Origin of the sequence: Streptomyces sp. NPDC021100, from assembly GCF_044333095.1 — a bacterium.
In the GTDB taxonomy this organism is placed as follows: domain Bacteria; phylum Actinomycetota; class Actinomycetes; order Streptomycetales; family Streptomycetaceae; genus Streptomyces.
The window spans coordinates 1-23,312 of the sequence record NZ_JBIRQH010000030.1; the positions used below are offsets into that span (position 1 = coordinate 1).

The window sequence follows — 23,312 nt, forward strand, 5'->3', positions numbered from 1 at the left end:
AGACTTCCTCCACGCCTACAACCACCACCGCTGCCACACCGCACTCGGCGGCCACCCGCCAATCAGCCGAGTGAACAACGTTGCGAGTCAATACATCTAGGGCGGCTGCCGGTTGCTCCCACCACCCTGTTCATCTGGTCGACGGTGCGGTCGATGCGCGCGTACGGTGCCGCTTGGTCAACGGCCCCGGCCACGCGGTGGCGCAGCCGGCGCAGGTCGTGCAGGCGTCGCGGGCAGGGTGCTGCGGTGCGCAAGCGGCGGAGCGGTGGGTAGGGGGGCGGCGTCGCCGGTGAAGTGATTTTCCCACCAGTACGTGGCAGCCTCGTAAGAGAGGAAGCCTCCTTCGCGCAGGGTGTGCGTTCCCGCGTCGAGGTCGGCTTCTTCCAGCAGGATGCGGAAGGGCGACGGTGTCCGCTCATCCGCGGCTCGAAGGAGGACCACGACCTCCGGCCGCTCGGCGGTGTCGTCGGTATAGCTGCGCAACAGTGCGAAGTGACCGCCGTCGGCCATCAACCGTCTCTGCAACACGCGGGTTGCCTCGTCGGCGGGGCGCGTGCCCACACGGTCCGGGAGGCCGATTGCCTCCTTGGGGCAGCCGCGGGCGATCAGCCAGGACTGAGCCATCGCCGGCAACGGCAGGGCGGCATGCTCGAAGCTGAACACACGGGCGTCGGGATCGCGCCGTACATGCACCGCGGCGATCTGCGGTTCACCCGGGATACCCCAGGTGGCAGAACCATCGTGCAAAACGTAGAAGCTGTGGCGGGCATCGTCGGTGTGGTGCTGGGCGAGAAGCGTGAACGAATCCTGCTCGGCGGCGACGTGCTCCCAGAAATGCTCTTCTACGTCAGGGTTTTCGCCTTCGTATCCGTCAAGGCGAAATAGGTCGGGTTCGGTGTGCGGCATGGTGGCTTTCGAAAGTCAGGGGCGGCGGCCGGCGGCACGGGAGCCGCCGACATCGGTCATCTGTGGCACCGGCCAAGTGCCGGCCCGCCGGCTGGGCGCGGCGGGTGGGTTCGTACGGCGTGATCCGGGCAGCGCCGTGCGGCCGGCATCGGTGAGGGTGACGGGTTGTCCCGCGTGCACGGGATGGGAGGTGTCGCGCTGGACGAGACCGGCGTTTTCCAGGCGCTGAAGTTGGCTGTGGGGAAGGCGGGTTCCGGAGGCGGTGACGACGGACAGGCGCTGGGTGAGCAGGTGCTCGTGCAGCTTGGCGCCCTGGGCGATGGCCAGCAGGGCGGCGATATCCGGTGCTGTCATCTCCCGGCCGTCGAAGGAGGCGTGCTCACGGGCGGCCGTTTCGAGCGGCTCCAGGACGGCTACCAGGTCCTATTGGCGTTCGTCGCGGGTGGCTGCTGCCTGCTTCAGCTGATCGACGGTGCGGTCGATGCGCGCGAACAGGGCCGCACCGGCGGGGAACTCGCCGGAGGACAAGCGGTGCAGCAGGACACGGTGGAAGGTCACCGAGGTCTCTGCCTGGGCGAGGCTGCGATGGACATCGACCAGCCGGCGGTGGGGCTCGTCGAGCAGACCGCGGTCGCGGTGCTCCCACAGCTGGTCGACGCTGCGGCCGGTGGCGGCCTCGACGCGGTAATCCAGTGCCGTCAGCGCCTTTCGTGCCGGTGCCGGCGCGCGAGTGGTGGACATGAGGTGCAGGGGTTCCTTGGGGTGGTGTCATAGCGCACGGCCGAGGGGAATCCGGACGTCGATGCGGGTGCCGTCGCGCGCGTGCTGGGCAGGGCCAAGGCGCTGCAGGAGGCGGAGCATCGCAGTGTTGGCCGCGTCGGTGTGCACGGCCAGGGTGTGCGCACCCCGGGCACGCGCGTGCGCGGCGACGTGCCAGGCCAGGCGGTGCCGATGCCATGGCGCTGATGGGCGTCGGCCACTTGGAGGGCGAGGTCGACGACGCCGGATTCCTGGCTGATCCAGCCGGCGGAGGCCAGGGCGATCGGGCGTCCTGCGGCGTCGAGGCTGATCCAGCAGGTGCTGTGCTCCAGCAGGCGTTCGAGATCGCGGCGGGTGACGCGGGTGCGGCCCCAGCGGCGCAGGAGGTTCTCCGGCGAGCAGCGCCGGTGAAGGTCGTCGACCAGGTGTCGGTCCGTCGCCTGTGCAGGCCGGGTGAGAGAGACGGCGGGGTGGTTCAGCAGCGGCGCTCCCGCCCGGCCGCCTGGAGGGCGGCGCGCCGGTAGGACTTGCGGCGGCGGCCGTCGGGGAGGGTGACGTCGCGGGGCGCGATCTCGTACCGGGACAAGAGGTTGGCCAGGCGTGCCGGGGTGAGGTCGGCGTAGCGCCGGCGGTCCTCGGCGACTCCGGGAAGGTGCTGCAGCGCGGTAACGAGGTCGGTGGAGGCCATGGCGTCGGGGCGGCCGCGGTCGGCGAAGACCTTCAGGCACGCCTCGACGATGCTGTCCGACGGTTCGGTCCGGCCCGGGTCCGGGGCCTGTGCGGTGTCCGCGGGTGCGCCGTCCGCTGTGGTGGGGGTGCAGCAGCAGGCTGACGACAGCAGCGCTCGCAGCTCGTCTCCGGCGTGCAGCCGGGCGAGGAGAAGGTCCGTGAGGTCCACCGGCTCGTCGAAGGCGAGGGTGTCGCTGCCGACGAGGTCGAGGATGTGCTCGTCGAGGTGCTGGACGGTGAGGAAGGTCTTCAGCAGCCGTCGGTGGTGCGGGTTCTCATGGAGTGGTGCGCCCTCGGTGAGCAGGCGGGTGACAAGCGCTTCGAGGAGGGCGGGGGACGTCGTCAACGGTGGGCGCCTTTCGACAGGGCAGGGCTGTTCGCGGGTTGGGGCAGGCCGGGCATCGCGTACGGCGGGCCCGGCTTCGGGACGGGCCGATGGGTATCGGCCAGTTGCGGGGAGCGGGTGCGGGCGGCGTGGGTGCGCGCGCTGGTGCGGCGCGCGGTGATGCCCAGGCGGGCCCGGGCGGTGTCGTAGACGTCGAATCCGGCGCGCTGCCGTACCGCGACGACGTGGATCTCGGTGCGGTGGGCGGACCCGACGGGGGCCGGGCGCTGGGCGTAGACGATGCGCCAGGCGTTGCGGGAGTCGACGTAGACCTTGCGGTACCCCTCCAGGTCGCCGGCCAGTCTGCCGCCGAACAGCTCGGTGTTGACGACGTCCTGGAGCCGGTCGAGGGCAAGGTCGCGGATGTCGCTTGGGGCCTGGAGCAGGTCGGTGAGCGCCCGCGGGTCGAAGCTCAACCCGAAGGCCGGCTCCCCGTTCATGAGCCGGCCCCGGACTCGGCCGCGCTCTCCCCCGGGTCCTCGGAGTCGGCACGGGTTGTGCGCAGGGAGGGCTTTGGACCGGGGAGCAGGCGGTGGGCGGGCCGGTCGGGGTCGGTCATGCACGCCGAGAGCGGTCCGCCCGGTGCCCGGACGGTCGTCATGGCGTGGGTGAGGAAGTCGCGATGCCACACGAACGGGCCCGACGGGCCCGCTTCGGGGTCCTTGTGCTGCTGGTAGGCCATCCACAGGGCGTGCAGCCAGGCCACGACGTCGTCGTGTTCCTGCCACTGCTGGCACCACGGGAAGGCGGTGGTGACCTCGGCGCCGTAGGTGGGCATCAGGAAGTCGTCCACCCAGTCGCTGAGAGAGTCGAGTTCGTTCTCGTACTCCTCGCCCTCCAGCTCCAGGATCGGGCGCGGTTCCGGCGGCGCGGTGGGCAGGGGCGGCATGCCCGGCAGGCCCGGCATGCCCAAGGCGGCAAACGGCGAGGGGGACGCCTCAGGGGCGGCGGCCAGGTGATCCAGCTGCCGGGCCTGCTCGGCCGACTGCTCCATCAGCCGGCGGACGCTCGCCTCGATGCTTTCCAGGTCGGAGTCCGGGAGGCGGACCGGCTCCATTTCCCCCTCATCGCGGGGGTCTACGGATTCAGGCACGAATGGATCTCCTTGCAGCCACAGCCGTCAGTTCATGAAGTGCGGCTCCAACCATCCGGACATTCCCCGGTTTTGCTAACCGGGCAATGCCTGCTATAAAGCGCCGACGCCCAAGCGGAAGATGCTTCTTCGTGCTGCGGATCCGGGCGGCGGCTCAGGCGGAGAGCGTGACGTCGTCCTGGTTGAGGGTCTGGCGCAGGGTGCCCGTGAGCCGGTCGGCGGCGATTTCGGCGTAGTGCTTGGTCTTCTCCACTCCGATGAAGTCGTAGCCCTCCAGCAGGGCGGCCACCCCCGTCGACCCGGAGCCGGCGCAGAAGTCCAGGACGGTGCCGCCCGGCGGAGCGATCTTCACCAGCTCGCGCATCACCTCTACGGGCTTTTGCGTGATGTGCTGCCGGACCTTCCCCGAGGGCTGCGAGGCGCTGTACAGACCCGGCAGGTACACAGGGTTGGCCGAGCCGTCGATGGCTCCCTTTGAGGCCCAGACGATGAACTCGCAGTTCTGGGTGAAGCGTCCCTTCTGTGGCCTGGCCTGCGGCTTGTGCCAGGTCAGCACCCCCCGCCACAGCCACCCGGCGGCCTGGATGGCGTCCGTGGTGACGGGCAGCTGCCGCCAGTCGGTGAACAGCAGCGCGGTACCGCCGTTCTTGGTCAGGCGGTGGGCCTCGGTCATGATCTGCGTGAGCCAGAAGCCGTAACTGCGCTGGTCCATGTTTTCGCCCGTGAAGTCCGGCAGCTGGTGGCCGGCATCGGCGGAGGTGTACTTCTGCCGCGCGGTGCGGCTCGTGCGCTCCTTCGCCGTCCGGCCACCGGAGTTGTAGGGCGGGTCGGTGATGACGGAGTCGACGCAGTCGTTCGGCAGGCCGGAGAGCACGCTCAGCGCGTCGCCCTGGTGGAGAGAAAAAGGCAAAGGGAAATCCCAATCCGAGTGCGGGAGATGAAAGAGAAGACTGCTACGACCCTCACGTGACCCCTGCGGCCGCACGCGGGCACAAGAAAGCCCACAAGCCGATGAACGGGGCGTGAGGGGAGAGTTTCAAACTGTAGGTCACGATCCCCGGTTGAGTGGTACGCGCGCTCGAGAGTGGAGCGCGGTCCGCCCGGTTTTTTCGCCAACCGGGGATCGCCGCTTACTGTCTTGGAACCGCCCGGTTCACACAGCCGCTGGCTCCCTTTCTGCTCTCGTGCCCTCACGGAGGTTCGCCCTGTCCCGGTCCACCTGACCTGCCCGCTGGCCTGGGCGCCGAGCTGCCACTCGCGCCCTCGTCCGCCGGCCTCGCCTTACCCACCACTCCGGCCTCCGCACCCTTTCCACACTTTTCGTGCGTGCACAGCCGGGCCTCACTTCGAAGGAACACCGCAGTGATTCACCATCCCCCTCCGCTGCCTGACCGACGGCCGCGTTGCCAGCGCTTGCCGGGAGGCGGAACGGGTTGAAGGGCATAGCCGCCGTCCTCGGCGTCGTCTGCCTCTCTCCCCTCCTGATCGCCGGAGCCGCGGCAACCGCCGCCGCCGGTTCCGGCGGCGCCCACTCCCAGGCCGCCGCGAACTGCACCACCGGCACGGACGTCGATACCGACGCCGTCGCCAAGCAGGTCGCCTCCATCCTCGGCGGCAAGGGCTCGAAGAAGGATGTCCACGTCGAGGGCCTGGAGCTGCCCGCCGAGCAGATCCCGAACGCCAAGACCATCGTGGCCACCGGCATCTCCTTGAAGGTGCCCGAGCGCGGGCAGATCGTCGCGCTCGCCACCGCGATGCAGGAATCACGGATCCGCAACCTCAACTACGGCGACCGCGATTCGCTCGGGATCTTCCAGCAGCGCCCCAGTCAGGGCTGGGGCACTCCGCAGCAGATCCGCGACCCGGTGTACGCGAGCACGCGGTTCTACAAGGCGTTGCTCGAGGTGCACGGGTGGCAGCAGATGACCGTCACTCAGGCCGCCCAGGCCGTCCAGGCATCCGGGCTCCCGGACGCGTACGCGCAGTGGGAGCCGTTGTCCCGGGCCCTGCTGCAGGCCATCGTCAAAACTCTCCCGAACGGCGGCAAGAACGCCACCGGCACGAAGACCAGCAAGGGCAGCAAGGACGGCAAGGACAAGGACGCGCCGGCCCCGGGCGGTGGGGGGTGCAAGCCCGGCGAGGACGGGTCCGGGTACGGCCCGATCCCCGAAGGCGCGGTCCCCAAGGGCTACTCGATTCCCAAGGACGCCAACCCCAAGGCGCGCAAGGCCATCGAGTGGGCGATGCACCAGCTCGGCACCCTGTACCAGTGGGGCGGCGAGTGCACCAACCCCCACGGCCCGGACCCGATGGGGCGGTGCGACTGCAGCTCGCTGATGCAGCAGGCGTACGCCCACGCCGGCATCCAGCTCAGCCGCACCACCTACACCCAGGTCAACGAGGGCAAGCCCGTCTCGCCCAAGAGCCTGCAGCCCGGTGACCTGCTGTTCGCCCGCGGCACCGCCGCCGTCCCCGAACACGTCGGGATGTACATGGGGGCGGGCCTGGTGATCGAAGCGCCGCGCACGACCAAGCCGGTGCGGATCCAGCCGGTCAGGGACTGGACCATTCTCGCCGCTCGCCGGGTCATCTGACACCCCTGCCGCCGCCCTCCGGCCGCGCACCGGCGCCCGGGCTGTCTCCCGGGCGCCGCCTTCCTCTTCGCTTCTCCCCCTCACCGTGGGCTGCTGCTTGCCCGCGCCCGCAAGGAGTTTCGCCATACCCATGTCTGTCGCAGACCGCGTCATCATCCTCGCCTACGATCCAGGCGTCGCGCCCAAGGAGGGTGGCCTGCCCGGCCTGTCGGTGCTGAAGAACGTGGTCAGCTCGATCAACCTGTTCGGCATCATCGCCGTGGTCGGCGCGCTGGCTGTCTCGCTCGGCGTGTGGGCCTGGGGTCACCACACCGGTGGCCACCAGGCCGAGGCCAACGGCAAGAAGGGCGCCGTCGTCGCCGCCGGCGCCGCTCTCGGCCTCGGTGCCGCCAACGGCATCGTCGCCTTCTTCTCCGCGCTGGGGTCGCAGGTCCACTGATGCCGCGCTTCCCCTCGCCCTTCTCCGGCTACGGCGCCACCTGGTCCACCCGGGGCCGCGTCCTGGCCGGCGCCCTGGTACTGGCCGTCCTGCTCGCCGTCGCGGGCGTTGCCGCGTGGGCCACCGGCAGCGGCGGCCAGGACCACGACGACACCGCCGCCCCCTCCCCGAGCAGCACGTCGGCGCCCGAGTCCGCACCGAAGCCGGCCCCGGGGACGGGCTCGGTGCCCAAGCCTCCGCAGCTGTCCGACCCGCTCGCCTACGCCAAGGCCGCCGCGGTGATGCTGTGGTCCTACGACGCCCGCACCACCACCCGCGACCAGCAACTCGCGGGGATGGCCGCGTGGATGACCAAGGAGACCAAGTACACCGACTGGACCTCGATCTCCGGCCAGGTCCCCGACCCGGTGCTGTGGTCGCGGATGGGCGACAACGCCCAGTTCGCCACCGTGCAGGTCACCGAGGCGCACTTCCCGTCGGCCTTCAAGCAGGCCCTGGCGGAGAACCCGTCGGCGCTCACGGAGGCGTACATCTACGCCGTCACCGTCACCGGCAAGCAGCAGATCAGCTGGAAGAAGGGCGGGGGCGGGGCCGAGGACCGCTCGGTCACCCTCGCCGTGCAGTGCCGCCCCTCCCGCGACTGCGCCCTGGTCTCCATCGCCCCCCGCGTCGCCCCGTGACGGGCCACTGACCGAAGAAAGGAGGAACCGTTCCAGTGGATTTCTGTCACATCCCCCTCGCGGGCAAACTGTGCGCCGCCGCTGATGCCATCGACTTCGTGTCCGACCCCGGCAAGGCGATCACCGAGGGCATCGGCAACTGGATCGCGAAGTCGACCGGGCAGCTGGCCGCTGCGGCGGCCGACCTTGCCGCCGAGGCCGTCAATCGGACGACCAACGTCGATCTGGGCGCGGGCTGGTTCCGCAGCAACTATGAGTTGATCTTGCCCATCGGCCTCGTGCTGCTGGTCGCCACCTTCTGTGCCCAACTCATCCGGGCCGCGGTCAAACGCGACGGCCAGGCCCTGGGCCAAGCCTTCACCGGCACCATGTCCGGCGTCTTGTTTGCCTTCTGCGCCATCGCCGGCACCACCGTGGCGATCGAAGTCGTCGACGCGTTGTCCGACGGGTTGTTCAAGGCCGCCGATTCCTCGCTGTCCGACGCGGTGCGGCGCATGGTCAAGGTCTCCCAGCTCGGCGCTCTCGGCCCACTGGGCTGGCTGGTGTGTGCCTTCTGCGGCATCGGCGCCGCGATCGGGGCGTTCTTGTACTGGTGCGTGATGATGGTCCGCAAGGTCGGCATCCTCGTCATGGTCACCCTCGCCGTGTTCGCCGGAGCGGGCGGCGGATGGGAAGTCGCCCGCCGCTGGCGACGGGGCTGGATCGAAGCCACCGCCACGCTGGTCTGCAGCAAGCTGCTGATGACCGTGATCTTCCTCCTGGGCATCTCCGCCATGGGCAAGGCCGACTCCAAGGGCGGCCTCGACGCGCTCGCCGACGTCATGTCCGGCATCGTCATCATGATCTTGGTGCTGCTGTGCCCGTACGCGACCTTCAAGTTCGTCCACTGGGCATCGGAAGGCACGTCCGGCGAGGACATCCATCGCGCCGGTGGAGCCGGTGCTCAGCTCGCCAAGCAGCACGCCGAGCGTGCCGCCCGCAAGGCCGCCCAGGCCGCGGCAACCGCCGGAACCGGCGGCGCGGCTGCCGGAGCGGGCGCCGCCGGCGGCGCCGCACCCCAGGGTCCTGACGCGATTCCCGGCGGCGGCTTTCCCGGTGACATCGCCCCCACCAGCAGCGGCGGCCAGGGCGGAGGCAGCGAGTCCTCCGGCAACGGTGCGAAGAACGGCCTGGAGCAGGCCGTCCAGCCTCCGCCGACCCGTACCACCGAGGACACCAGCGGCCTCGGAGGCAGCCCCACCCAGGGCGGAGGCGGCCAAGGCGGATCAGGATCAGGATTCGCAGCTGCGTCCGGCCAGGGCGGCGGATGGATGTCCGCCCCGCCGACCGGCGCCACGCCCCCGCCGCAAGGCGCCCCGCCCGCCACGGGTGACGCGGCGAACGGGCCCGTCTCCCCGACGCCACCGCCCACCGGCATCTGATCCCGCTCCGTTCGACGCCGAAGGCGGGACGCACCGGCCACTTCACCGGTGCGTCCCGCCCCCGGCCCCGCCCCGCGCACCCCTCCCGGAACCATGTCTGATCTCTCCGTCGCCCCCATCACGGTCAAATTCCCCCACCGATCCCGGCGCGGGATCCTGCTCGGCCTGTCCCTGCCCCAGCTCCTCCTCGTCTCGTGCACCCTGGCGCTGCTTTTGCTGACCGTGATGAGCACCGGTCTGGTCGGCGCCGTCGTCCTCGCCCCGCTGTGGGTGGCCAGCGCGGCCCTGGTCGCCATCCGCCGAGGCGGCCGGTCGCTGATCGACTGGGCGCCGATCGCCGCGCGCTACGCCCACCGCCGGCGGACCGGGCAGACGCTGTGGCTGGCCCGGCCGGTCTCCCGCCCCCGCCAGGACGGCCTGCTGCACCTGCCCGGTACCACCGCCTCGCTGCGCGTGGTCACCCCCGGCGACTCGGCGAACGGCGCCGCCGCGGTGCACGACCCGCACCAGCAGACCCTGACCGCCGTCGCCCGCGTCTCCTCCCGCGCCTTCGCCCTGCTCGACCCCGCCACCCAGAACCACAACGTCCAGTCCTGGGGCCGTGCGCTGGCCGGTATCGCCCGCACCGGCCACGTCGCCACCGTCCAGGTCCTCGAGCGCACCGTCCCCGACTCCGGCGACACCCTCGCCCGGCACTGGACGCAGCAGGGCCGGCCCGAGACCCCGGTGGCCGGGCAGGTCTACGCCGACCTCGTCGCCTCCGCCGGCCCCGCCGCCGCCCCGCACGAGGCGTACCTGGCGATCTCGCTGGACATGAAGGCCACCAAGCGGCTCATCAGCCAGGCCGGCGGCGGGCTGCCCGGCGCGTTCACGGTGATGGAGCAGACGACCGCCTCCGTCGCGCAGGCCGCCCGCACCGCCGGGCTGATGGTGACCGGCTGGCTCACCGCGCGCGAGATCGCCGCCGTCATCCGCACCGCCTACGACCCCAAGGCGCTCTCCGGCCTGCAGCAATGGTCCGACTCCGGCCGGGCCGAAGCCGACCCGGCCGCCGCCGGCCCCGTGGTCCAGGTCGAGGAGTCCGACCGGGTGATCACCGACTCCGCCCGCCACGCCACCTACTGGATCGAGGACTGGCCCCGCACCGAAACCTCGCCCGGCTTCCTGCACGGGCTGATGTTCACCGCCGGCGTCCGCCGCAGCCTGTCCCTCATCTACGTGCCCCAGGGCCTGGAGGCCGCCCTGCGCGACGTGCAGCGCAAGAAGGCCGCCATCATCGCCGACGCCAACGAGCGCGCCCGCCGCGGCCAGGTCGACAACGAAGCCGACTCCATCGAGTACGCCGACGTCAAGGTCCGCGAACGCCAGCTCATCGCCGGCCACGCCGACGTCGCCCTGACCGGCCTGCTCACCGTCAGCGCCGAAACCGACGCCCTCCTCGACGCCGCCTGCGCCCAGATCGAGACCGCGGCCGTCACCGCCCAAGTCGACCTGCGCCGCCTGACGTACCAGCAGCCCAACGCCTTCACCGCCGGCGCCCTGCCACTGGCCCGCACCACCTTGTAACCCGCGCCCTGCCGGTACCCGGCAGGAAGGATCCTGCTATCTCGACCTCCCTCTCCCCCGCCGAGGCGCACCCGTACCTGCGGGCCGCCACCGCGGGCATCCGCCACCACGCCCGCTCGCTCAACGCGAAGCCGCCGACTCCGGCCGACCGCGTCCAGCTCGACGTGCTCCACGCGCACCTCACCGCGCTGCACGAGCTGCTCGACCACCTCGCCGAGACCACCCGGCTCCCGCACCCGGCGGCAGGCCGGCACCTGGCCACGGCGCACGTTCGGCTGTGGCAGGCCACCGCCGCCGTGCATGACGCCTTCCACCTCCTGCCTCCGACTCCCGACGGTGCCGCAGGCGCCGAGTGCCGGCCCGAGCGGCTGCCGGAAGGACCACCGGTGGTGACCATTTGCCATCGCCACCTCGACGCCGGGCACTCCGTCCGCCGCAGGACCACCCCCACCGATCTCCACACCCCGCTCCCCGGCCACACCGCCGACCGCGCCGCATGAGCGGGCACCGCCGAATCGAGCACCACCCAGTGACCCACCGGCCCGCCCGCCGCGCCCGACGCGCTTCGGCCTCCCCGCTGTTCACCCCGCACGGCACCGACCGCGCCGCCCGCAAAGCCGCCCGCCGCCGGCTCGCCGAGGCCGCCGCCAAGGCCCGTGCCGAAGCCGCCGCCCACCCGAACGGCCAGGACCCCGCCGAGCAGGAAACCCCCGCTCCCCTCTACCCGCTCCGCGGACGCCCCGGCCCCGCCTCGGCCCGGGGCAACAAGCTCAAGCTGCCCGCCCACCGGATGACCACCGCCACCGCCTCCGGCGCCTACCCCTTCCTCGCCGAGGGTGGCCTCGGCGCCGAGGGCATCTACATCGGCCGCGACGTCCACGCCGAAGCCTCCTTCTGCTTCGACCCCTTCGCCCTCTACGGCAAGATCGAAGGCTTCACCAACCCCAACGTGTTGTTGGCCGGCGTGATCGGGCAGGGCAAGAGCGCCCTGGCGAAGTCCTTCGCGCTGCGGTCGGTCGCCTTCGGCTACCGCGTCTACGTGCCCTGTGACCCCAAGGGCGAGTGGACACCGGTGGCCAACGCTCTCGGCGGCACCTCGATCGCCCTCGGCCCGGGCCTGCCGGGCAAGCTCAACCCGCTCGACGCCGCTCCCCGGCCGAACAGCGTCTCCAAGGCCGACTGGGCAGGCGAGATCCGCAAGCGCCGCCTGCTCCTCCTCGGCTCCCTGGCCCGTACCGTCCTCGGACGGGACCTGATGCCGATGGAGCACACCGCGCTCGACGTCGCCCTCGACGCCGTCGTCACCCACGCCACCACCACCGGCCGCACCCCGCTGCTCAGCGACATCGCCGCCACTCTTAACAACCCCACCGCCCTCGACACGGCCGGCGGCAGCATGTCCGGGCACCTCGGCGACGCCGCCCGCGACCTCGCCCACGCCCTGCGCCGCATGGTCCACGGCGACCTCGCCGGCATGTTCGACGCGCCGTCCACCGTGCGGTTCGACCCGAACTCGCCGATGCTGACCATCGACCTCTCCCGCCTGGGCGGCTCCGGCGACGACACCGCACTCGTCCTCGCCATGACCTGCGCCTCCGCCTGGATGGAATCCGCCCTCACCGACCCGCGCGGCGGCAGGCGCTGGATCGTCTATGACGAAGCCTGGCGCCTGATGCGCCACCCCGGCCTGCTGCAGCGCATGCAATCCCAGTGGAAGTTGAGCCGTGGCCTCGGCATCGCGAACTTGATGGTCATTCACCGCCTGTCCGACCTGCTCACCGCCGGCGACGCCGGATCCCGCGGACGCGCCCTCGCCGAAGGACTGCTCGCCGACTGCTCCACCCGCATCGTCTACCGACAGGAGACCGACCAACTCCACGCCGCAGCAGCCCTCCTCGGTCTCACCTCCGTCGAAACCGAAGCCATCGCCCACCTCAACCGGGGCCGCGGCCTATGGAAGGTCGCCGGACGATCTTTCATCGTCCAGCACCTCCTCCACCCGCACGAGAGCCGACTCTTCGACACCGACGCCCGGATGCACTGAAAGGTCCGTAAGTTCACCATGCCTGACATCACCAGCCCCGACTACTTCCTGCGACTCGCACGGAGCCTCGACAGGATCTTCGACGACCTTCCGCAGGCCGAGCGTGTGCGGCGAGGCGACGACATCAGCGCGGCCGTCCACACAGTGGTCACCAACACCGGCCACGTCCTGACCGAGATCAGCGAAGAACTGGCCACCAGTAGCCGCCACGAGGCCGAGGCTCCCTCGGCGTACAGCCACGCCGAGCGCTCCGGCACAGCAGCGCTCACCCAGTGCGCAGTACCTCTCGGAACCGCCCTCGCCCACCTCAGCCAGGTAATCGGCCATCTCGGCTTCCTCCACGAGAACACTCGGCACTCCGCCACCGGCCCGCGCACTCCCGCCCCAGACGACGTGCAGCTTTCCCTTCAGAGCCACCTCGACCAAGCCGGCAGCACCCTGCGTACGGCCGCCGGGCAGCTGCGCAGCAACGCCACCCAGCTCTCACGCCCGCTTGCCGCCCGAGCCCTGACCGCGCCGTCACACGTGGTGCCCACCGCCGTGGCACCGTCTGCCGAGCAGGCGTCCCGCCGGTCCCGCTGACATCGCAACGCGGACCCGCACCCTCGATGGTGCGGTCGGGCCAGGGGCCCGGTACGCCACAAATGTCGCTGCAGCATCGAGAACCCCGACGATACGGCGACTTCTCCGCAACCTTGAGCGGGCCCCTGGCTGCCTGGATCCCCAGGTCGTCGGCCCGGCTGAGCCCCAAACGAACCCACGGCAGTACAGACAGTTCGGAACTTGCCGGGTGAGCGGGCCACTGGCCAGCACACCACCGCTCCACCTCGCCGCGTCCCGGTCGTGCTGCTCACGACATACCGGGGACGCGTCCCTTCCCCGTCCCCCCTCAGGAGGATTCCCCTGGCTACGCGCTCTTTCATCGCCCGCCCCACCAGTACAGGGTTCACCGGCATCTACGTCCACTGGGACGGCTACCCCAGCCACCACCTCCCCCTCCTGCTCGCCGCCTACCAGCACCGCTTCGCCGGCGACCTGGAGGCCATGTCGCAGCACCTCGTCGACAACGTCTCCGTCGGCTGGTCCGAACTGGGCACCGATCTCCTCAACGGTGCTCCCGAGCCTCTGCGCCAGGCCCTGACCGGCGGCGAGAACCACCCCAGCAGCCAGCTGGACGACCTCATCACCCCCGACGGCTCCCCGCCCCAGCGCATGACCGTCACCGAAGCCTCCACCGAGGGGCTGGACTGGGGATACGTCCTCCGCCCGCACGGCATCGAGGTCATCCACCAATACGAGGCCCGCGGACCCGTCGTGGGCTGGAAGACCGACCCCCGCGCCCGGTTCAGCGACGGCCACGCCCGGTGGACACCCGGCGGCCCCGTACCGGCCACCGCACCCCCGCCCACCACTCAGCCGGCGGCACCCGCCAAGCCGGCCACCACGAGTGCCGTCCGTAGCGCTGCACGCCGCTGACTCCCTCCTGCCACATCCGTCACCTGGAGAACCTCCGTCCCGTGTCCGAACACCCCGAGATCACCGTCGTCATCGCCACCCAGCTGCGCGAGGACCGACTGGAGTACCTGGCCGCCATGCACGCCAGCCTCACCCGGCAGTCCGTCCCCTGGGAAGCGGTGATCGCGATCGACGGTGCCGATCCCGCCCGGCTGCCCGGATCCCTCGCCCGCGACCCGCGGGTGCGCACTCTGGCACTGCCCCGCCCCGTCGGAGCCGCCTGCGCCCGCAACCTCGCCCTGAACGAGGTACGCACCGAATTCTGCAATTGGGGCGACGATGACGACGAGTTCCACGACACGGCGATGGCCGCGCGGCTGCAGGTGCTGAAGACGGAAGAGGTGGGATGGGTCGCCGGGTACAGCGAAGACCTCCACCCGGACGGGGCGACCACCCTGTGGAAGTGCCCCACACCGCCCGGACGGCACGGGGCCGGGGATGTCTGGACGTACTGGAACGATCCGGCGGACACCATCCCCATCGGCCCGACGACGATCCTGGCCCGCACCGAGCTGATGCGGGCGGCGCCCATGGGCGGTCTCGTTCAAGGAGAGGACTACATGGCCGCTGTCGGCGTCACCTGCCTCGCCCCCGGAATCGTGCTCCCCCAGCCGGTCTACCGATACCGCAAACATGCAGGTCAGATGACCCAACAGGGCGAGTACGACGCGCTGGAGGCAGCTGCACGGCAGCACGCCTGGAATTTTGGACGCAGTCTGCGCACCGCCCTCGCCGTGCCCCCTGTTGTAGGTTCCGCGGTTTCGTGAGCACTTCCGCGGGATCATGAGCACCGATCGAGCATTTCCGCGTGATCATGAGCAGCGGTAACGGTCAGTAGCGGTCAGTGTTGGCCGTTAACGGGCTCCTGGTTTGGGTGACGTGTCCTCTTCGCACCATTTCAGTATGGACGCACCGCGCCCGAGAAAAAGCCGGAGCAAGCACAACGCCCCTACGGCGTCGATTCGGTACACCGACGGGTCGACTCGCGAAGTGCCCTTCAACCTGCTGCGCTTGAAGGACTTCGACGAGTCGGCCCCGTGGCGCCGGGTCCGCTCGGTCCACGGTATGGCGCACTACTCGGGCGACTATGCCTCGGCGACGACGGGTGGGCAGATCGTCTACGAGAGCCGCCTCGAGTTGGCCCGCCTGCTGCTCGCCGACTTCGACCCGTCAGTGTGCGCCATCTACGCCCAGCCCTTGCGCATGGTGGCTCGGATCGACGGCAAGGTCCGCAGCCACGTTCCGGACTTCCTTCTGGTGACGGGCTCGGGGACGGTGCGCGTCGTCAACGTCAAGCCGGCCTCGCGCCTGAAGGACCCCAAGGTCGCGCAGGCGCTGGCCTGGCCGAGGCATCTCATCGAGCGTCATGGCTGGGAGTGCGAGATCTGGTCGGGAGCCGATCCGGTTCTGCTGGAGAACGTCCGGTTCCTGGCCGCCTATCGCCACCCCGGTGTCGTGCCCGTCGCCGACGTCGAACGGGCCTGGCAGGAGGTCGTCGATGGCGAGGAGCTGGGGCTGGCTGAGCGGCGACTGGCCAGAGACGGCAAACCCGAAGAAGTCCGTCCGGCGCTGATGACTCTGTTGTGGTCGGGGCGGCTGACCACGGATCTCGCAGCCGGGCCTCTGTCGGGAGAATGCGTTCTGCGGAGGCGTGGATGAGCCAGTGGACGACGACGCTGCGGCCGGGGCTGCCGATCGCCTTCGACGGTGAGCAGTTCACCGTCGCGGAGATCGAAGGACGGCGCATTCTCCTGCGCCAGACCGCGGTGGCCGGGCCGCCGAAGCTGCGGCAGGTCGACATCTCCGTACTGCTCACCCATCCCAGCACCGAGATCCTGGAACCGGCCCAGGACGAGGCGACGGCACCGGCAGCGTTGCTGAGCGGCCTGGCCGATGAGGAAGACGACGAGCTGACCGTGAAGGTCCAGCACGTCCAGGAGGTTCTGACCGGATTCCGGCTCGGAGACGCCGCGTTGGCCGTGGAAGGTGAGCCGCGCGAGGACTTTGCGCCGGGGATGCCGCTGCTCCACCGCTATGCGGTCAAGGCCGCCGAGCTCGGTGTCGGGGCCAGCACGATCCGCCGGTGGACCGCGGCGTTCAAGAAGGCCGGCCCGGTCGGGCTGGTGATCGACCGCCCCGTACGCCGTGTGGTGGAGAGGGCGGATCCCCGCTGGGTGGAGATGGCCGAGGAGGTCTTGAAGGCGCACGTCAAGGCGAGCCGTCCGGTGCGCGGGCTGGTTCTCACCGAGATCGAGGAGCGCCTGGTCAAGGAGTATGGAAAGGGTGCGGTGCCGTTGCCGGCGAGCACGATGGGCTACGAACTGCTGCGGCAGCTGACCAAGGGGACCAACGCGTTCGAGGGCAGCACCAGGGGAAAGCGGTCGATCGCGGACGCCCCGCAGGGCACGTACGGCCGCTTGCGCGCGACGCGGCCTGGCGAGTACGTGGTCCTGGATACCAACAGTCTGGATGTCTTCGCGATGGAGCCGCTGACCTGCCGGTGGGTGCGGTGTGAGCTCACGGTCGCGATGGATCTCTACAGCCGGTGCATCGTGGGGTTGCGGCTGACGCCGGTTTCGACGAAGTCCGTGGATGTCGCCGGGGTGCTGTACGAGACGGTCCGTCCGCGCGAAGTCCGCACCGGCGGCGGGGAGGGGCTGCCGTATGCCGGGGTGCCGTCCACCGTGGTGGTCGACGCGGAGACGCTCGTGGACCGGGATGGTCAGCCGCTGCTGCCGACGGTCGCCACCGAGACGATCATCTTCGACCACGGAAAGGTCTATCTGTCGAACCACATCAAGAGCGTCTGCGCGAAGCTGCGGATCTCCCTGCAGCCCGCCCGCCCGCAGACCCCGACCGACAAACCGGTCGAGCGCTGGTTTCTGACCCTGAACCAGGGCCTGTTGGCCGCGCTGCCCGGCTACAAGGGCTCCGACGTGCATAGCCGCGGCGAGAAGGTCGAGGACGAGGCGTTCTTCTTCCTCGACGAGCTCGAAGCGGTCATCCGGGATTGGATCACGACGGTGTATCACCGGCGCCGCCACCGCGGGCTGTGCATCCCGGAGGTGCCGGGGCTGAAGCTGAGCCCGCTGGAGATGTTCGAGCACGGCGTCACCCGCGCTGGCCCGCTGCGGATCCCTCTGCGTCCCCATCTCGCCCTGGACTTCCTCGAAGAGTTCCGCGTCCCGGTTCACCACTACGGCGTGGACATTGACGGCCTGCGCTACAACGGTGACGGGCTGGACGGCCACCGCAATCAGCCCAGCCCCTACCGGGGTGTGGACGCGGGGAAGTGGCCGATCGCCATCGACTCCGGCGACGTCACCAAGGCGTACTTCCAGGACCCGCAGACGCGGGACTGGCACGTCCTCACCTGGGAGCATGCCGCTGCTCTGGGTATGCCGGTGAGCCGGGAGGCGCTGGGATATGCCCGTCGGCTCGCGAGGCAGAAGGACCGGTTCCCGGACACCAAGCGCGCGCTGATCGAGCTGCTGGAGCGCTGGGGTGCCGGGCTGACGCGAGACCGCACCGAGCGACGCATGGCGGTGCGGCTGTCCCAGGAGCGGCTGCGCATGGTCGGCGACGACGAAGCGCCCGCCGACACCGACCTCGTCGCCTCCCTCCCGTCGCTGCGGAAAGTGGCAGCCGCTGGCGGTCCCGGGGCCGATCAGAGTGAGGTGGAGGTCCCGGACCTGCGGGTCATCGATGGCGTGTACGAGGTGCCGGGCGGGGACGATGACGAGGACGATGAGCTGGAAGCCGTCTTCCCGGGCGAGGAGAACGGCGCCACGATCGACGAGGACGACTACTACGCCGACGTCTGGGAGAGCCGTTGAGTACGGCGGGCGGTGCCGCGGACGTCGAGCCGTTCGAGGGCGATGACCGCCAGTACAGCCCGACCCGGCTGCCCGGATGGCTGCAGGAGGTCTACGGACCCGACCGGATCCGGCCCGAGCATCTGAGCCGGGCCCAGCTCGCCGGCCTGTCGCCGCGGGCGCTGTCGGTGCACAACGACAACCGGGAGGTCTGGCACGCCAACATCGGCCCCATCGACACCCCGCAGCTGCTCGCGCTTCACGCGGACTTGCGGGAGATCGTCGAGTCGAACCGGCAGGACGGCAACAAGACGAAGCCGGCCGCTCTGGTGGACGCCCACCCTGGGCTCGGCAAGAGCACGGCGGTGCGGGCATACGGCTGCGACCTGTTCAGACGGCAGGTCAACCTGCGCGGAGACACCACGCCGGACGGCGCCCGGCGAGTGCCGGTCATCTACATCGCGCTCAGTGGCAATACGCAGATCCGCGGCCTGAACGCGGCGATCTGCCGGTTCTACGGGCTGCCCGTCAAGGGAGACGCGGACACGCTGGCCGAGCGGGCCGTGGACGCGGTCTTGTCGATGAAGACCGTCGCCATGGTCATCGACGACATCCATTTCCTGGCCGGCTCGAAGTCGAATTCGGTCCGCATGGCCAACCAGCTCAAGTACCTCTCCAACGTCTTCCCGGTCACCCTGATCTACGTGGGCGTCGGCGTCCAGGAGCGCGGCATCCTCCATGAGGGCTTCTCGCCCAGGGAGAGCCCGCTCGCCCAGTTCGGGCGCCGCACCACGGCGCTGACACTGCCGCCCTTCCAGGTCGATGACGACGAGGGGCGCGTGCAGTGGCGCCGGCTGCTCAAAACGATCGAGCAGAAACTCGTCCTGGCCGACAAGTACCCCGGCATGCTCGCCGAGGACCTCTCGGACTACCTCTTCGCCCGCTCCACCGGGCACTTCGCATCACTGATGTCACTCATCAACCGCGGCTGCCTGCGCGCGATCCGAGGTGGGCACGAGCGCCTGGACGAGGAGCTGATGAACCAGGTGAAGAACGACGCCGCGGCCGAGGAGGCCCGCAAGGAACTGGAGGCCGAGATCAAGGCCGGTCTCAAGACCACGCGGCCCCACCAGGAGCCACGGCGGCGGAGGAAGTCGGCATGACGGGCTGGACCGACGAGCGCATTCCCATCGGGGTACGGCCTTCCCCGGGGGAGGCCCTGGACAGCTGGTGCGAGCGCTACGCTCACCGCCTGCGCACGCACACCGTGGACTTCGCCGACTACCTGGGGCTGGAGCACACGTCCCTGCGCAGGATGGTCCGGCGCCTGACCGAGGGCGAGAGGGAGCTGCTGGAGCGGCGCACCGGTATGGGGGCCGAGCAGCTGAAGGCGATGACGTTGGAGTCGTTCGACGGTTCCCTCGTGCGGATCACCGGGCCGACCCGCCGATTGACAGCGCCCGCCCACTGGCGGTTCTACGGCACCACCTCGCGCTACTGCCCCGCCTGCCTGGCCGACAACGGGGGCCGGTGGCAGGTGCACTGGCGCCTGGGCTGGACCTTCGCCTGCGCCCGCCACCGGCTCCTGCTCCTGCTCCTGGAGCGCTGCCCGCGCTGCGGCCAGCACCCACCCGTGCTCAGCGGCGGCAACCACCGCATGCTGTCCCGGCCACAAGCCTGCCGTTCCCTGACCGAACGCGACGGCTGCGGCACCCGCTGCGGCTACCCCCTGACCGAAGCCCCCGCCGTCTCTCTCGCCGAGGGCGGTGCGGTCCTGCTCTCGCAGGCCGGCGTCAACGCGCACGTCATCGCGGAGCATCGCAGTGCCGCGGCGCGCGAACGAGCCGGGGAACTGTCACATCTGGGACGACGAGCGCTACGCAACATCGGCACCCGGCCCGATGTCGTGCCACCCATCGCACGCGACATCATCACGGCCTGCGGCGGCGAGCTTCTCGCCGGCGCCGCGGCGATGGAGATCCACGACGCGCGCAACGTTGCCATCGGGACCACCCTGGCCGCCATCGCCACCGACCCCCAGCACCCGCTGCGCGAGGACGTGTTCGCGTGGATGTGCCTTGCTTCGGACGGCGAACTGGGTGTGCTGCGCGAACACCCCACCCGGTACTTGACCAACTGGAGGTCCGCAGGCCCCCGCGTGGTCAAGCGCATCCTCACCGCGTCCGACAGCCAGCTCACGCTCAAGGCCCGGCTGCGCTACGGCACAGCGACCGCCGAGCCCGCCGAGCCGTCCCTGAGCGAGGCCGACATCATCGTGCGGGCGTCCAAGGAGCCCGGCATGCTCTGGCCGTCCTGGACGCTGCGGCTGCTGCCGCCCAAGAGCCCGCACCAGCCGAGGATCGCCGGCCTGCGACGCGCCTGCGCAAGCCTCATGCTCATTCCCGGCGGCCCGGCCGGACACCGTCAGGCTGCCCGGATCATGGGCAATCCGCACTTCCGCAGCAACCTGGAGGCTCTGCTGGCCTTCGTCGACGTCGATCACATCTGCAGCACGCTGTCCCACTACGCGCGCGTGCTCGATGCGCACGAGGTGCCGATCGACTATGCACGCCGCCGGACTCTGTTCACCGACGAACTGCATCCGCTGCTCCTCGACGAGAACGCCCACTGGCGCATCTGCAAGAGCCTGGGCGCTCGGCAGTTCCAACAAGTCCACCTCTTCCGGCTGCGCTGGCAGCTGCGGCGGCTGCTGCTCGGGGCCGACCCGCAACTCGGCAACCACGCGCCCGCCTGGACCCACCGCTTCACCTACCGGACGCATCCGGAGATCCTCGCCTTCCTCGACGAGCAGGCGCACCGCAACCTCGCCGCCCACCACATCACCGACGAGCCGGTGACGTGGGAGCCGCCAGCGCACTGGCTCGACAACATCGCTCTGCCTCAGCCGCCCGTCGCCGCCTCCACCGAGCGTGTCCGCGCGCTGCTGACCCCCGACTCCACTGCCCGTGACGTCGCCCAGACCCTCGGCCTCACGGTGCACCAACTGCGCCTGCTGATGGAGGACCGCCACCTGAGCGCGCAGACCCGCCCGCACAACAAGGGCAACTACCCCCGCCCTGCGCGCCAGGGATACTTGGTACCCGACCAGCTGCGCGACCTCTACCAGCGGCAGGGCCTGCAGCAACTGCAGATCGCCGAACTCGCCGGATGCACCTCTGCGGTCGTCAAGACCGCGCTGAAGCAGGCGAACATCCCACTACGGCCCCGCCGCGCACCGGGCGAACTGAAACGATCGGTCGATCCGGTGTGGCTGCGCACCGAGTACCACGACAAGGGCAGAACGGCGGCCGACATCGCCCGCGAACTGTCCGCCCCCGGCACGAACCTCTCCCAGCTCCTCGACGCGTGGGGCATCCCCCGCCATCCGCCCGGTCACAGGGCACCGCCAGCGTGGCAGCCGAGCCCCTTCGCCGGCCTCGGCGTGCCGCTGTCGCCGGACATGGAACGGATCGGCACGCGCGTGGGCGCACTGGAAGAACTACGGACTGCCCTGCTGCTTCCCGGGTATCGCACGCGCCGCGCGGCGGCACTCAAGCTCGGCATCCCCCGAACCTCCCTCAACGGGCGCCTGAAGAAGCTGGAGACGGCCGCGGGATTCGCGATCTTCAACCATCGCAAGCGCCCCGTCACCGCGACGGTGCGCGGCCAGGCCCTCCTGGACGAAGCGCAGATACTGCTACAGCGCCTCGACCACGAGCGGCCGGTCTGATCGCGCCTGGCGCCCTAGCTCGCCCTGCTCGCCAAGGTGGCAGGGCTGACGCCACCGGTTACTGCCGATCCGCCCGGCACCACGGCCTCGGACACCGCGTCGGGTTCCGGCTGAACGGCGCGTGCGGGGAGGCATGGTGCAGCCACGGGCAGTCTGACGGGCTGTCTGTCTGGGTGAGCGAAGGAGCGGAACGTGGAAACCTCGTCGGAGTCCGGAATAGATCCGGTAGGCCAGAGGCAACGAAGGACCAACTCTCCAGCGGGACGGGATGGTCCGAGAAGCGAAGGCTGGCAGGGCGGAAGCCCAGAGGAAACGAGATAACGGGATCCTCACCCCTCTCGCATAGCTCGCCAGATACGGGCGATCCGCCCGGCCCGAAAGGGAGCCCACGCGGATCAGGTAGGCCCGTGACTCGGCCCTGACGCCGTCGTTCGGCACGCGGAGGAACTCCGGGTACGGTGCGGGAGCATGCGGCGGCCGCGATGCGGGATCCGGCGGGGACGGATGCCGTGACGCTTCCTGGTCAAGGGGCTGTCCGGTGGCCCGGGTTCCAGGGGCACGGACGCGCTGCGGAGCCGGGCCGAAGGGTTCACAGCCGGATGAGGACCACTCCCGCGCTGAACCCGCTGGCCATGCCGATCAGCGCGACGGTGTCGCCGGGCTCCAGGCGGTCGTTCTCCAGTGCGGTGACCAGTTGCAGGGGGAGGGAAGCGGAAGCGGCGTTGCCGTGCTGTGCCACGGTGGGCAGGCAGCGGCCGGGCGGCAGACGAAGGCGCTCGATGACCTCGTGATATTGGGGGAGGGTGGTCTGGTGGAAGGCGATGAAGGCGCTCCGGCGGGCTGCCTCCAGTTCGCTGCCCGCCTGTTCCAGAGCCCGGGGCAGGGCGGCGAGGGCGGTGTCGCGCAGAAGGTCGCCGTTGAGCCGGATATAGGTCGTTTCCAGGTTGGCGGAGCGTACGGGAATGAGGGTGCCGCCCGCGGTGAGGGTTCAGTTCTCCCAGGCGGTGGAGTCGGCGCCGAAGACCGTGGCCAGCACGCCCGGCCCGGTGTCAGTGGCGGGGGTCGCGGTGAGGAGGAGGGCTGCGCCGGCGTCGGAGAGGGTGTAGCCGGGCATGGCGCGCAGGAAGGCCTCGTGGTCGGGTACGTCCCAGCGGGTGGCCAGGGTCGGTGCCTCCCCGGAGGCGATCAGTACGGTGCGGTAGCGGCCGGTCTCGATGAACGCGGCGGCGGTCTCGATGCCGTTGAGCACGCTGTTGCAGGCGTTCTTCACATCGAAGGCCGGGCAGGTTGCGCCCAGTTTGGCGGCGGTGATGTGCGCGGTGGCCGGTTCGATGAGGTCCTGGCTGCAGGAGGCGAACAGCAGCAGGTCCACCTCGTCGATGCCGGCACCGGCGGTGCTCAGCGCTTTGCGGGCGGCGATGGCGGCGAGGTCGGATGCCTGTTCGCCCTCGCCTTTTTCGTGCACTCCCTGAACGCCGGTCAGGTCCTCCAGCAGGCCGGGCGGCGGCACGTAGGCGCTGCCCGACCGGGCGATGCGGTCGCGGGTCTCGTCCATGACGCGGTAGGAGGCGGGCAGATGGACGGCGGTCGCCAGCAGCCTGGCACGCACAGCGGAACGCACTCCCACACCGTACGG

At 70.4% G+C, this 23,312-nt stretch carries 23 protein-coding genes and 1 pseudogene; 15 read left to right on the plus strand and 9 right to left on the minus strand.

Features of this window, described 5'->3' with window-relative positions; translation table 11 throughout:
• A pseudogene (locus tag ACH4PU_RS33675) lies at positions 1-100 on the plus strand (IS481 family transposase); the annotation flags it as partial.
• A gap of 77 nt (positions 101-177) precedes the next feature.
• Here the strand turns inward: ACH4PU_RS33675 and ACH4PU_RS33680 are convergent.
• From ACH4PU_RS33680 to ACH4PU_RS33710, 7 genes are all read right to left on the minus strand, one after another.
• The gene (locus ACH4PU_RS33680; RefSeq protein ID WP_398280935.1) at positions 178-906 is read right to left on the minus strand and encodes a hypothetical protein; all 729 of its coding nucleotides are present in this window, start codon (positions 904-906) and stop codon (positions 178-180) included.
• A 15-nt stretch (positions 907-921) separates the two neighbouring features.
• The gene (locus ACH4PU_RS33685) at positions 922-1,260 is read right to left on the minus strand and encodes a hypothetical protein (protein WP_398280938.1); all 339 of its coding nucleotides are present in this window, start codon (positions 1,258-1,260) and stop codon (positions 922-924) included.
• A 69-nt stretch (positions 1,261-1,329) separates the two neighbouring features.
• Positions 1,330-1,647 carry a hypothetical protein gene (locus tag ACH4PU_RS33690; RefSeq protein ID WP_398280941.1) on the minus strand — a complete coding sequence of 106 codons (318 nt, stop codon included), beginning with the start codon at positions 1,645-1,647 and terminating at the stop codon, positions 1,330-1,332.
• A gap of 493 nt (positions 1,648-2,140) precedes the next feature.
• Positions 2,141-2,740, minus strand: a complete 600-nt coding sequence (locus ACH4PU_RS33695) for a DUF3631 domain-containing protein (RefSeq protein ID WP_398280944.1) — start codon at positions 2,738-2,740, stop codon at positions 2,141-2,143.
• The gene (locus ACH4PU_RS33700; RefSeq protein ID WP_398280947.1) at positions 2,737-3,219 is read right to left on the minus strand and encodes a hypothetical protein; all 483 of its coding nucleotides are present in this window, start codon (positions 3,217-3,219) and stop codon (positions 2,737-2,739) included. Before ACH4PU_RS33700 ends, ACH4PU_RS33695 begins: the two co-directional genes overlap by 4 nt.
• The gene (locus ACH4PU_RS33705) at positions 3,216-3,836 is read right to left on the minus strand and encodes a DUF4913 domain-containing protein (protein ID WP_398281133.1); all 621 of its coding nucleotides are present in this window, start codon (positions 3,834-3,836) and stop codon (positions 3,216-3,218) included. The genes ACH4PU_RS33700 and ACH4PU_RS33705 overlap by 4 nt, the downstream gene beginning before the upstream one ends.
• A 190-nt stretch (positions 3,837-4,026) precedes the next feature.
• Complete coding sequence (locus ACH4PU_RS33710) at positions 4,027-4,782, minus strand: DNA-methyltransferase (RefSeq protein ID WP_398280950.1); 756 nt, start codon at positions 4,780-4,782, stop codon at positions 4,027-4,029.
• Positions 4,783-5,305: 523 nt separating this feature from the next.
• Between ACH4PU_RS33710 and ACH4PU_RS33715 the strand changes: the two genes are divergently transcribed.
• From ACH4PU_RS33715 to ACH4PU_RS33780, 14 genes are all read left to right on the plus strand, one after another.
• On the plus strand, positions 5,306-6,466 hold the full coding sequence (locus ACH4PU_RS33715) for a C40 family peptidase (protein WP_398280953.1): 1,161 nt from the start codon (positions 5,306-5,308) through the stop codon (positions 6,464-6,466).
• A gap of 130 nt (positions 6,467-6,596) precedes the next feature.
• Positions 6,597-6,905 carry a DUF6112 family protein gene (locus tag ACH4PU_RS33720; protein WP_221903327.1) on the plus strand — a complete coding sequence of 103 codons (309 nt, stop codon included), beginning with the start codon at positions 6,597-6,599 and terminating at the stop codon, positions 6,903-6,905.
• On the plus strand, positions 6,905-7,585 hold the full coding sequence (locus tag ACH4PU_RS33725; RefSeq protein WP_398280957.1) for a hypothetical protein: 681 nt from the start codon (positions 6,905-6,907) through the stop codon (positions 7,583-7,585). The genes ACH4PU_RS33720 and ACH4PU_RS33725 overlap by 1 nt, the downstream gene beginning before the upstream one ends.
• 35 nt (positions 7,586-7,620) lie before the next feature.
• Positions 7,621-9,006, plus strand: coding sequence for an ATP-binding protein (locus ACH4PU_RS33730; RefSeq protein ID WP_398280960.1), 1,386 nt, complete (start codon positions 7,621-7,623; stop codon positions 9,004-9,006).
• A gap of 93 nt (positions 9,007-9,099) precedes the next feature.
• A complete protein-coding gene (locus ACH4PU_RS33735) occupies positions 9,100-10,572 on the plus strand; it encodes an SCO6880 family protein (RefSeq protein ID WP_398280963.1) in 1,473 nt (490 codons plus the stop codon).
• A gap of 38 nt (positions 10,573-10,610) precedes the next feature.
• Entirely contained in the window at positions 10,611-11,072 is a 462-nt protein-coding gene (locus ACH4PU_RS33740; RefSeq protein WP_398281136.1) for a DUF6238 family protein, read from the plus strand.
• 29 nt (positions 11,073-11,101) lie between these two features.
• Positions 11,102-12,616 (plus strand): ATP-binding protein, encoded by a 1,515-nt coding sequence (locus tag ACH4PU_RS33745; protein WP_398280966.1) that lies wholly within the window; start codon positions 11,102-11,104, stop codon positions 12,614-12,616.
• A gap of 18 nt (positions 12,617-12,634) precedes the next feature.
• Positions 12,635-13,198 (plus strand): hypothetical protein, encoded by a 564-nt coding sequence (locus ACH4PU_RS33750; RefSeq protein WP_358345609.1) that lies wholly within the window; start codon positions 12,635-12,637, stop codon positions 13,196-13,198.
• 261 nt (positions 13,199-13,459) lie between these two features.
• Positions 13,460-14,092, plus strand: a complete 633-nt coding sequence (locus ACH4PU_RS33755; protein WP_398280969.1) for a hypothetical protein — start codon at positions 13,460-13,462, stop codon at positions 14,090-14,092.
• Between the two features lie 59 nt (positions 14,093-14,151).
• Complete coding sequence (locus ACH4PU_RS33760; protein WP_398281139.1) at positions 14,152-14,898, plus strand: glycosyltransferase; 747 nt, start codon at positions 14,152-14,154, stop codon at positions 14,896-14,898.
• Between the two features lie 223 nt (positions 14,899-15,121).
• Positions 15,122-15,790, plus strand: coding sequence for a TnsA-like heteromeric transposase endonuclease subunit (locus ACH4PU_RS33765; RefSeq protein WP_398280972.1), 669 nt, complete (start codon positions 15,122-15,124; stop codon positions 15,788-15,790).
• Positions 15,787-17,967, plus strand: coding sequence for an integrase (locus ACH4PU_RS33770; RefSeq protein ID WP_398280975.1), 2,181 nt, complete (start codon positions 15,787-15,789; stop codon positions 17,965-17,967). Before ACH4PU_RS33765 ends, ACH4PU_RS33770 begins: the two co-directional genes overlap by 4 nt.
• On the plus strand, positions 17,964-19,109 hold the full coding sequence (locus ACH4PU_RS33775) for an AAA family ATPase (RefSeq protein WP_398280978.1): 1,146 nt from the start codon (positions 17,964-17,966) through the stop codon (positions 19,107-19,109). The genes ACH4PU_RS33770 and ACH4PU_RS33775 overlap by 4 nt, the downstream gene beginning before the upstream one ends.
• A complete protein-coding gene (locus tag ACH4PU_RS33780; RefSeq protein ID WP_398280981.1) occupies positions 19,106-21,676 on the plus strand; it encodes a TniQ family protein in 2,571 nt (856 codons plus the stop codon). The genes ACH4PU_RS33775 and ACH4PU_RS33780 overlap by 4 nt, the downstream gene beginning before the upstream one ends.
• 589 nt (positions 21,677-22,265) lie before the next feature.
• Here ACH4PU_RS33780 and ACH4PU_RS33785 read toward each other — a convergent pair.
• Both ACH4PU_RS33785 and ACH4PU_RS33790 read right to left on the minus strand, forming a co-directional pair.
• Entirely contained in the window at positions 22,266-22,640 is a 375-nt protein-coding gene (locus tag ACH4PU_RS33785) for a 3-oxoacyl-[acyl-carrier-protein] synthase III C-terminal domain-containing protein (RefSeq protein WP_398281142.1), read from the minus strand.
• A gap of 24 nt (positions 22,641-22,664) precedes the next feature.
• A complete protein-coding gene (locus ACH4PU_RS33790) occupies positions 22,665-23,297 on the minus strand; it encodes a 3-oxoacyl-ACP synthase III family protein (RefSeq protein WP_398280984.1) in 633 nt (210 codons plus the stop codon).
• Between the last annotated feature and the right edge of the window lie 15 nt (positions 23,298-23,312).

What these genes read in the sequence shown, in the direction of transcription:
- ACH4PU_RS33780 (WP_398280981.1), top strand. Translation starts at nt 19,106, where the DNA reads ATGACGGGCTGGACCGACGAGCGCATTCCCATCGGGGTACGGCCTTCC.
- ACH4PU_RS33770 (WP_398280975.1), top strand. Translation starts at nt 15,787, where the DNA reads ATGAGCCAGTGGACGACGACGCTGCGGCCGGGGCTGCCGATCGCCTTC.
- ACH4PU_RS33750 (WP_358345609.1), top strand. Translation starts at nt 12,635, where the DNA reads ATGCCTGACATCACCAGCCCCGACTACTTCCTGCGACTCGCACGGAGC.
- ACH4PU_RS33690 (WP_398280941.1), bottom strand. Translation starts at nt 1,647, where the DNA reads ATGTCCACCACTCGCGCGCCGGCACCGGCACGAAAGGCGCTGACGGCA.
- ACH4PU_RS33725 (WP_398280957.1), top strand. Translation starts at nt 6,905, where the DNA reads ATGCCGCGCTTCCCCTCGCCCTTCTCCGGCTACGGCGCCACCTGGTCC.
- ACH4PU_RS33700 (WP_398280947.1), bottom strand. Translation starts at nt 3,219, where the DNA reads ATGAACGGGGAGCCGGCCTTCGGGTTGAGCTTCGACCCGCGGGCGCTC.
- ACH4PU_RS33720 (WP_221903327.1), top strand. Translation starts at nt 6,597, where the DNA reads ATGTCTGTCGCAGACCGCGTCATCATCCTCGCCTACGATCCAGGCGTC.
- ACH4PU_RS33735 (WP_398280963.1), top strand. Translation starts at nt 9,100, where the DNA reads ATGTCTGATCTCTCCGTCGCCCCCATCACGGTCAAATTCCCCCACCGA.
- ACH4PU_RS33705 (WP_398281133.1), bottom strand. Translation starts at nt 3,836, where the DNA reads ATGGAGCCGGTCCGCCTCCCGGACTCCGACCTGGAAAGCATCGAGGCG.
- ACH4PU_RS33680 (WP_398280935.1), bottom strand. Translation starts at nt 906, where the DNA reads ATGCCGCACACCGAACCCGACCTATTTCGCCTTGACGGATACGAAGGC.
- ACH4PU_RS33685 (WP_398280938.1), bottom strand. Translation starts at nt 1,260, where the DNA reads ATGACAGCACCGGATATCGCCGCCCTGCTGGCCATCGCCCAGGGCGCC.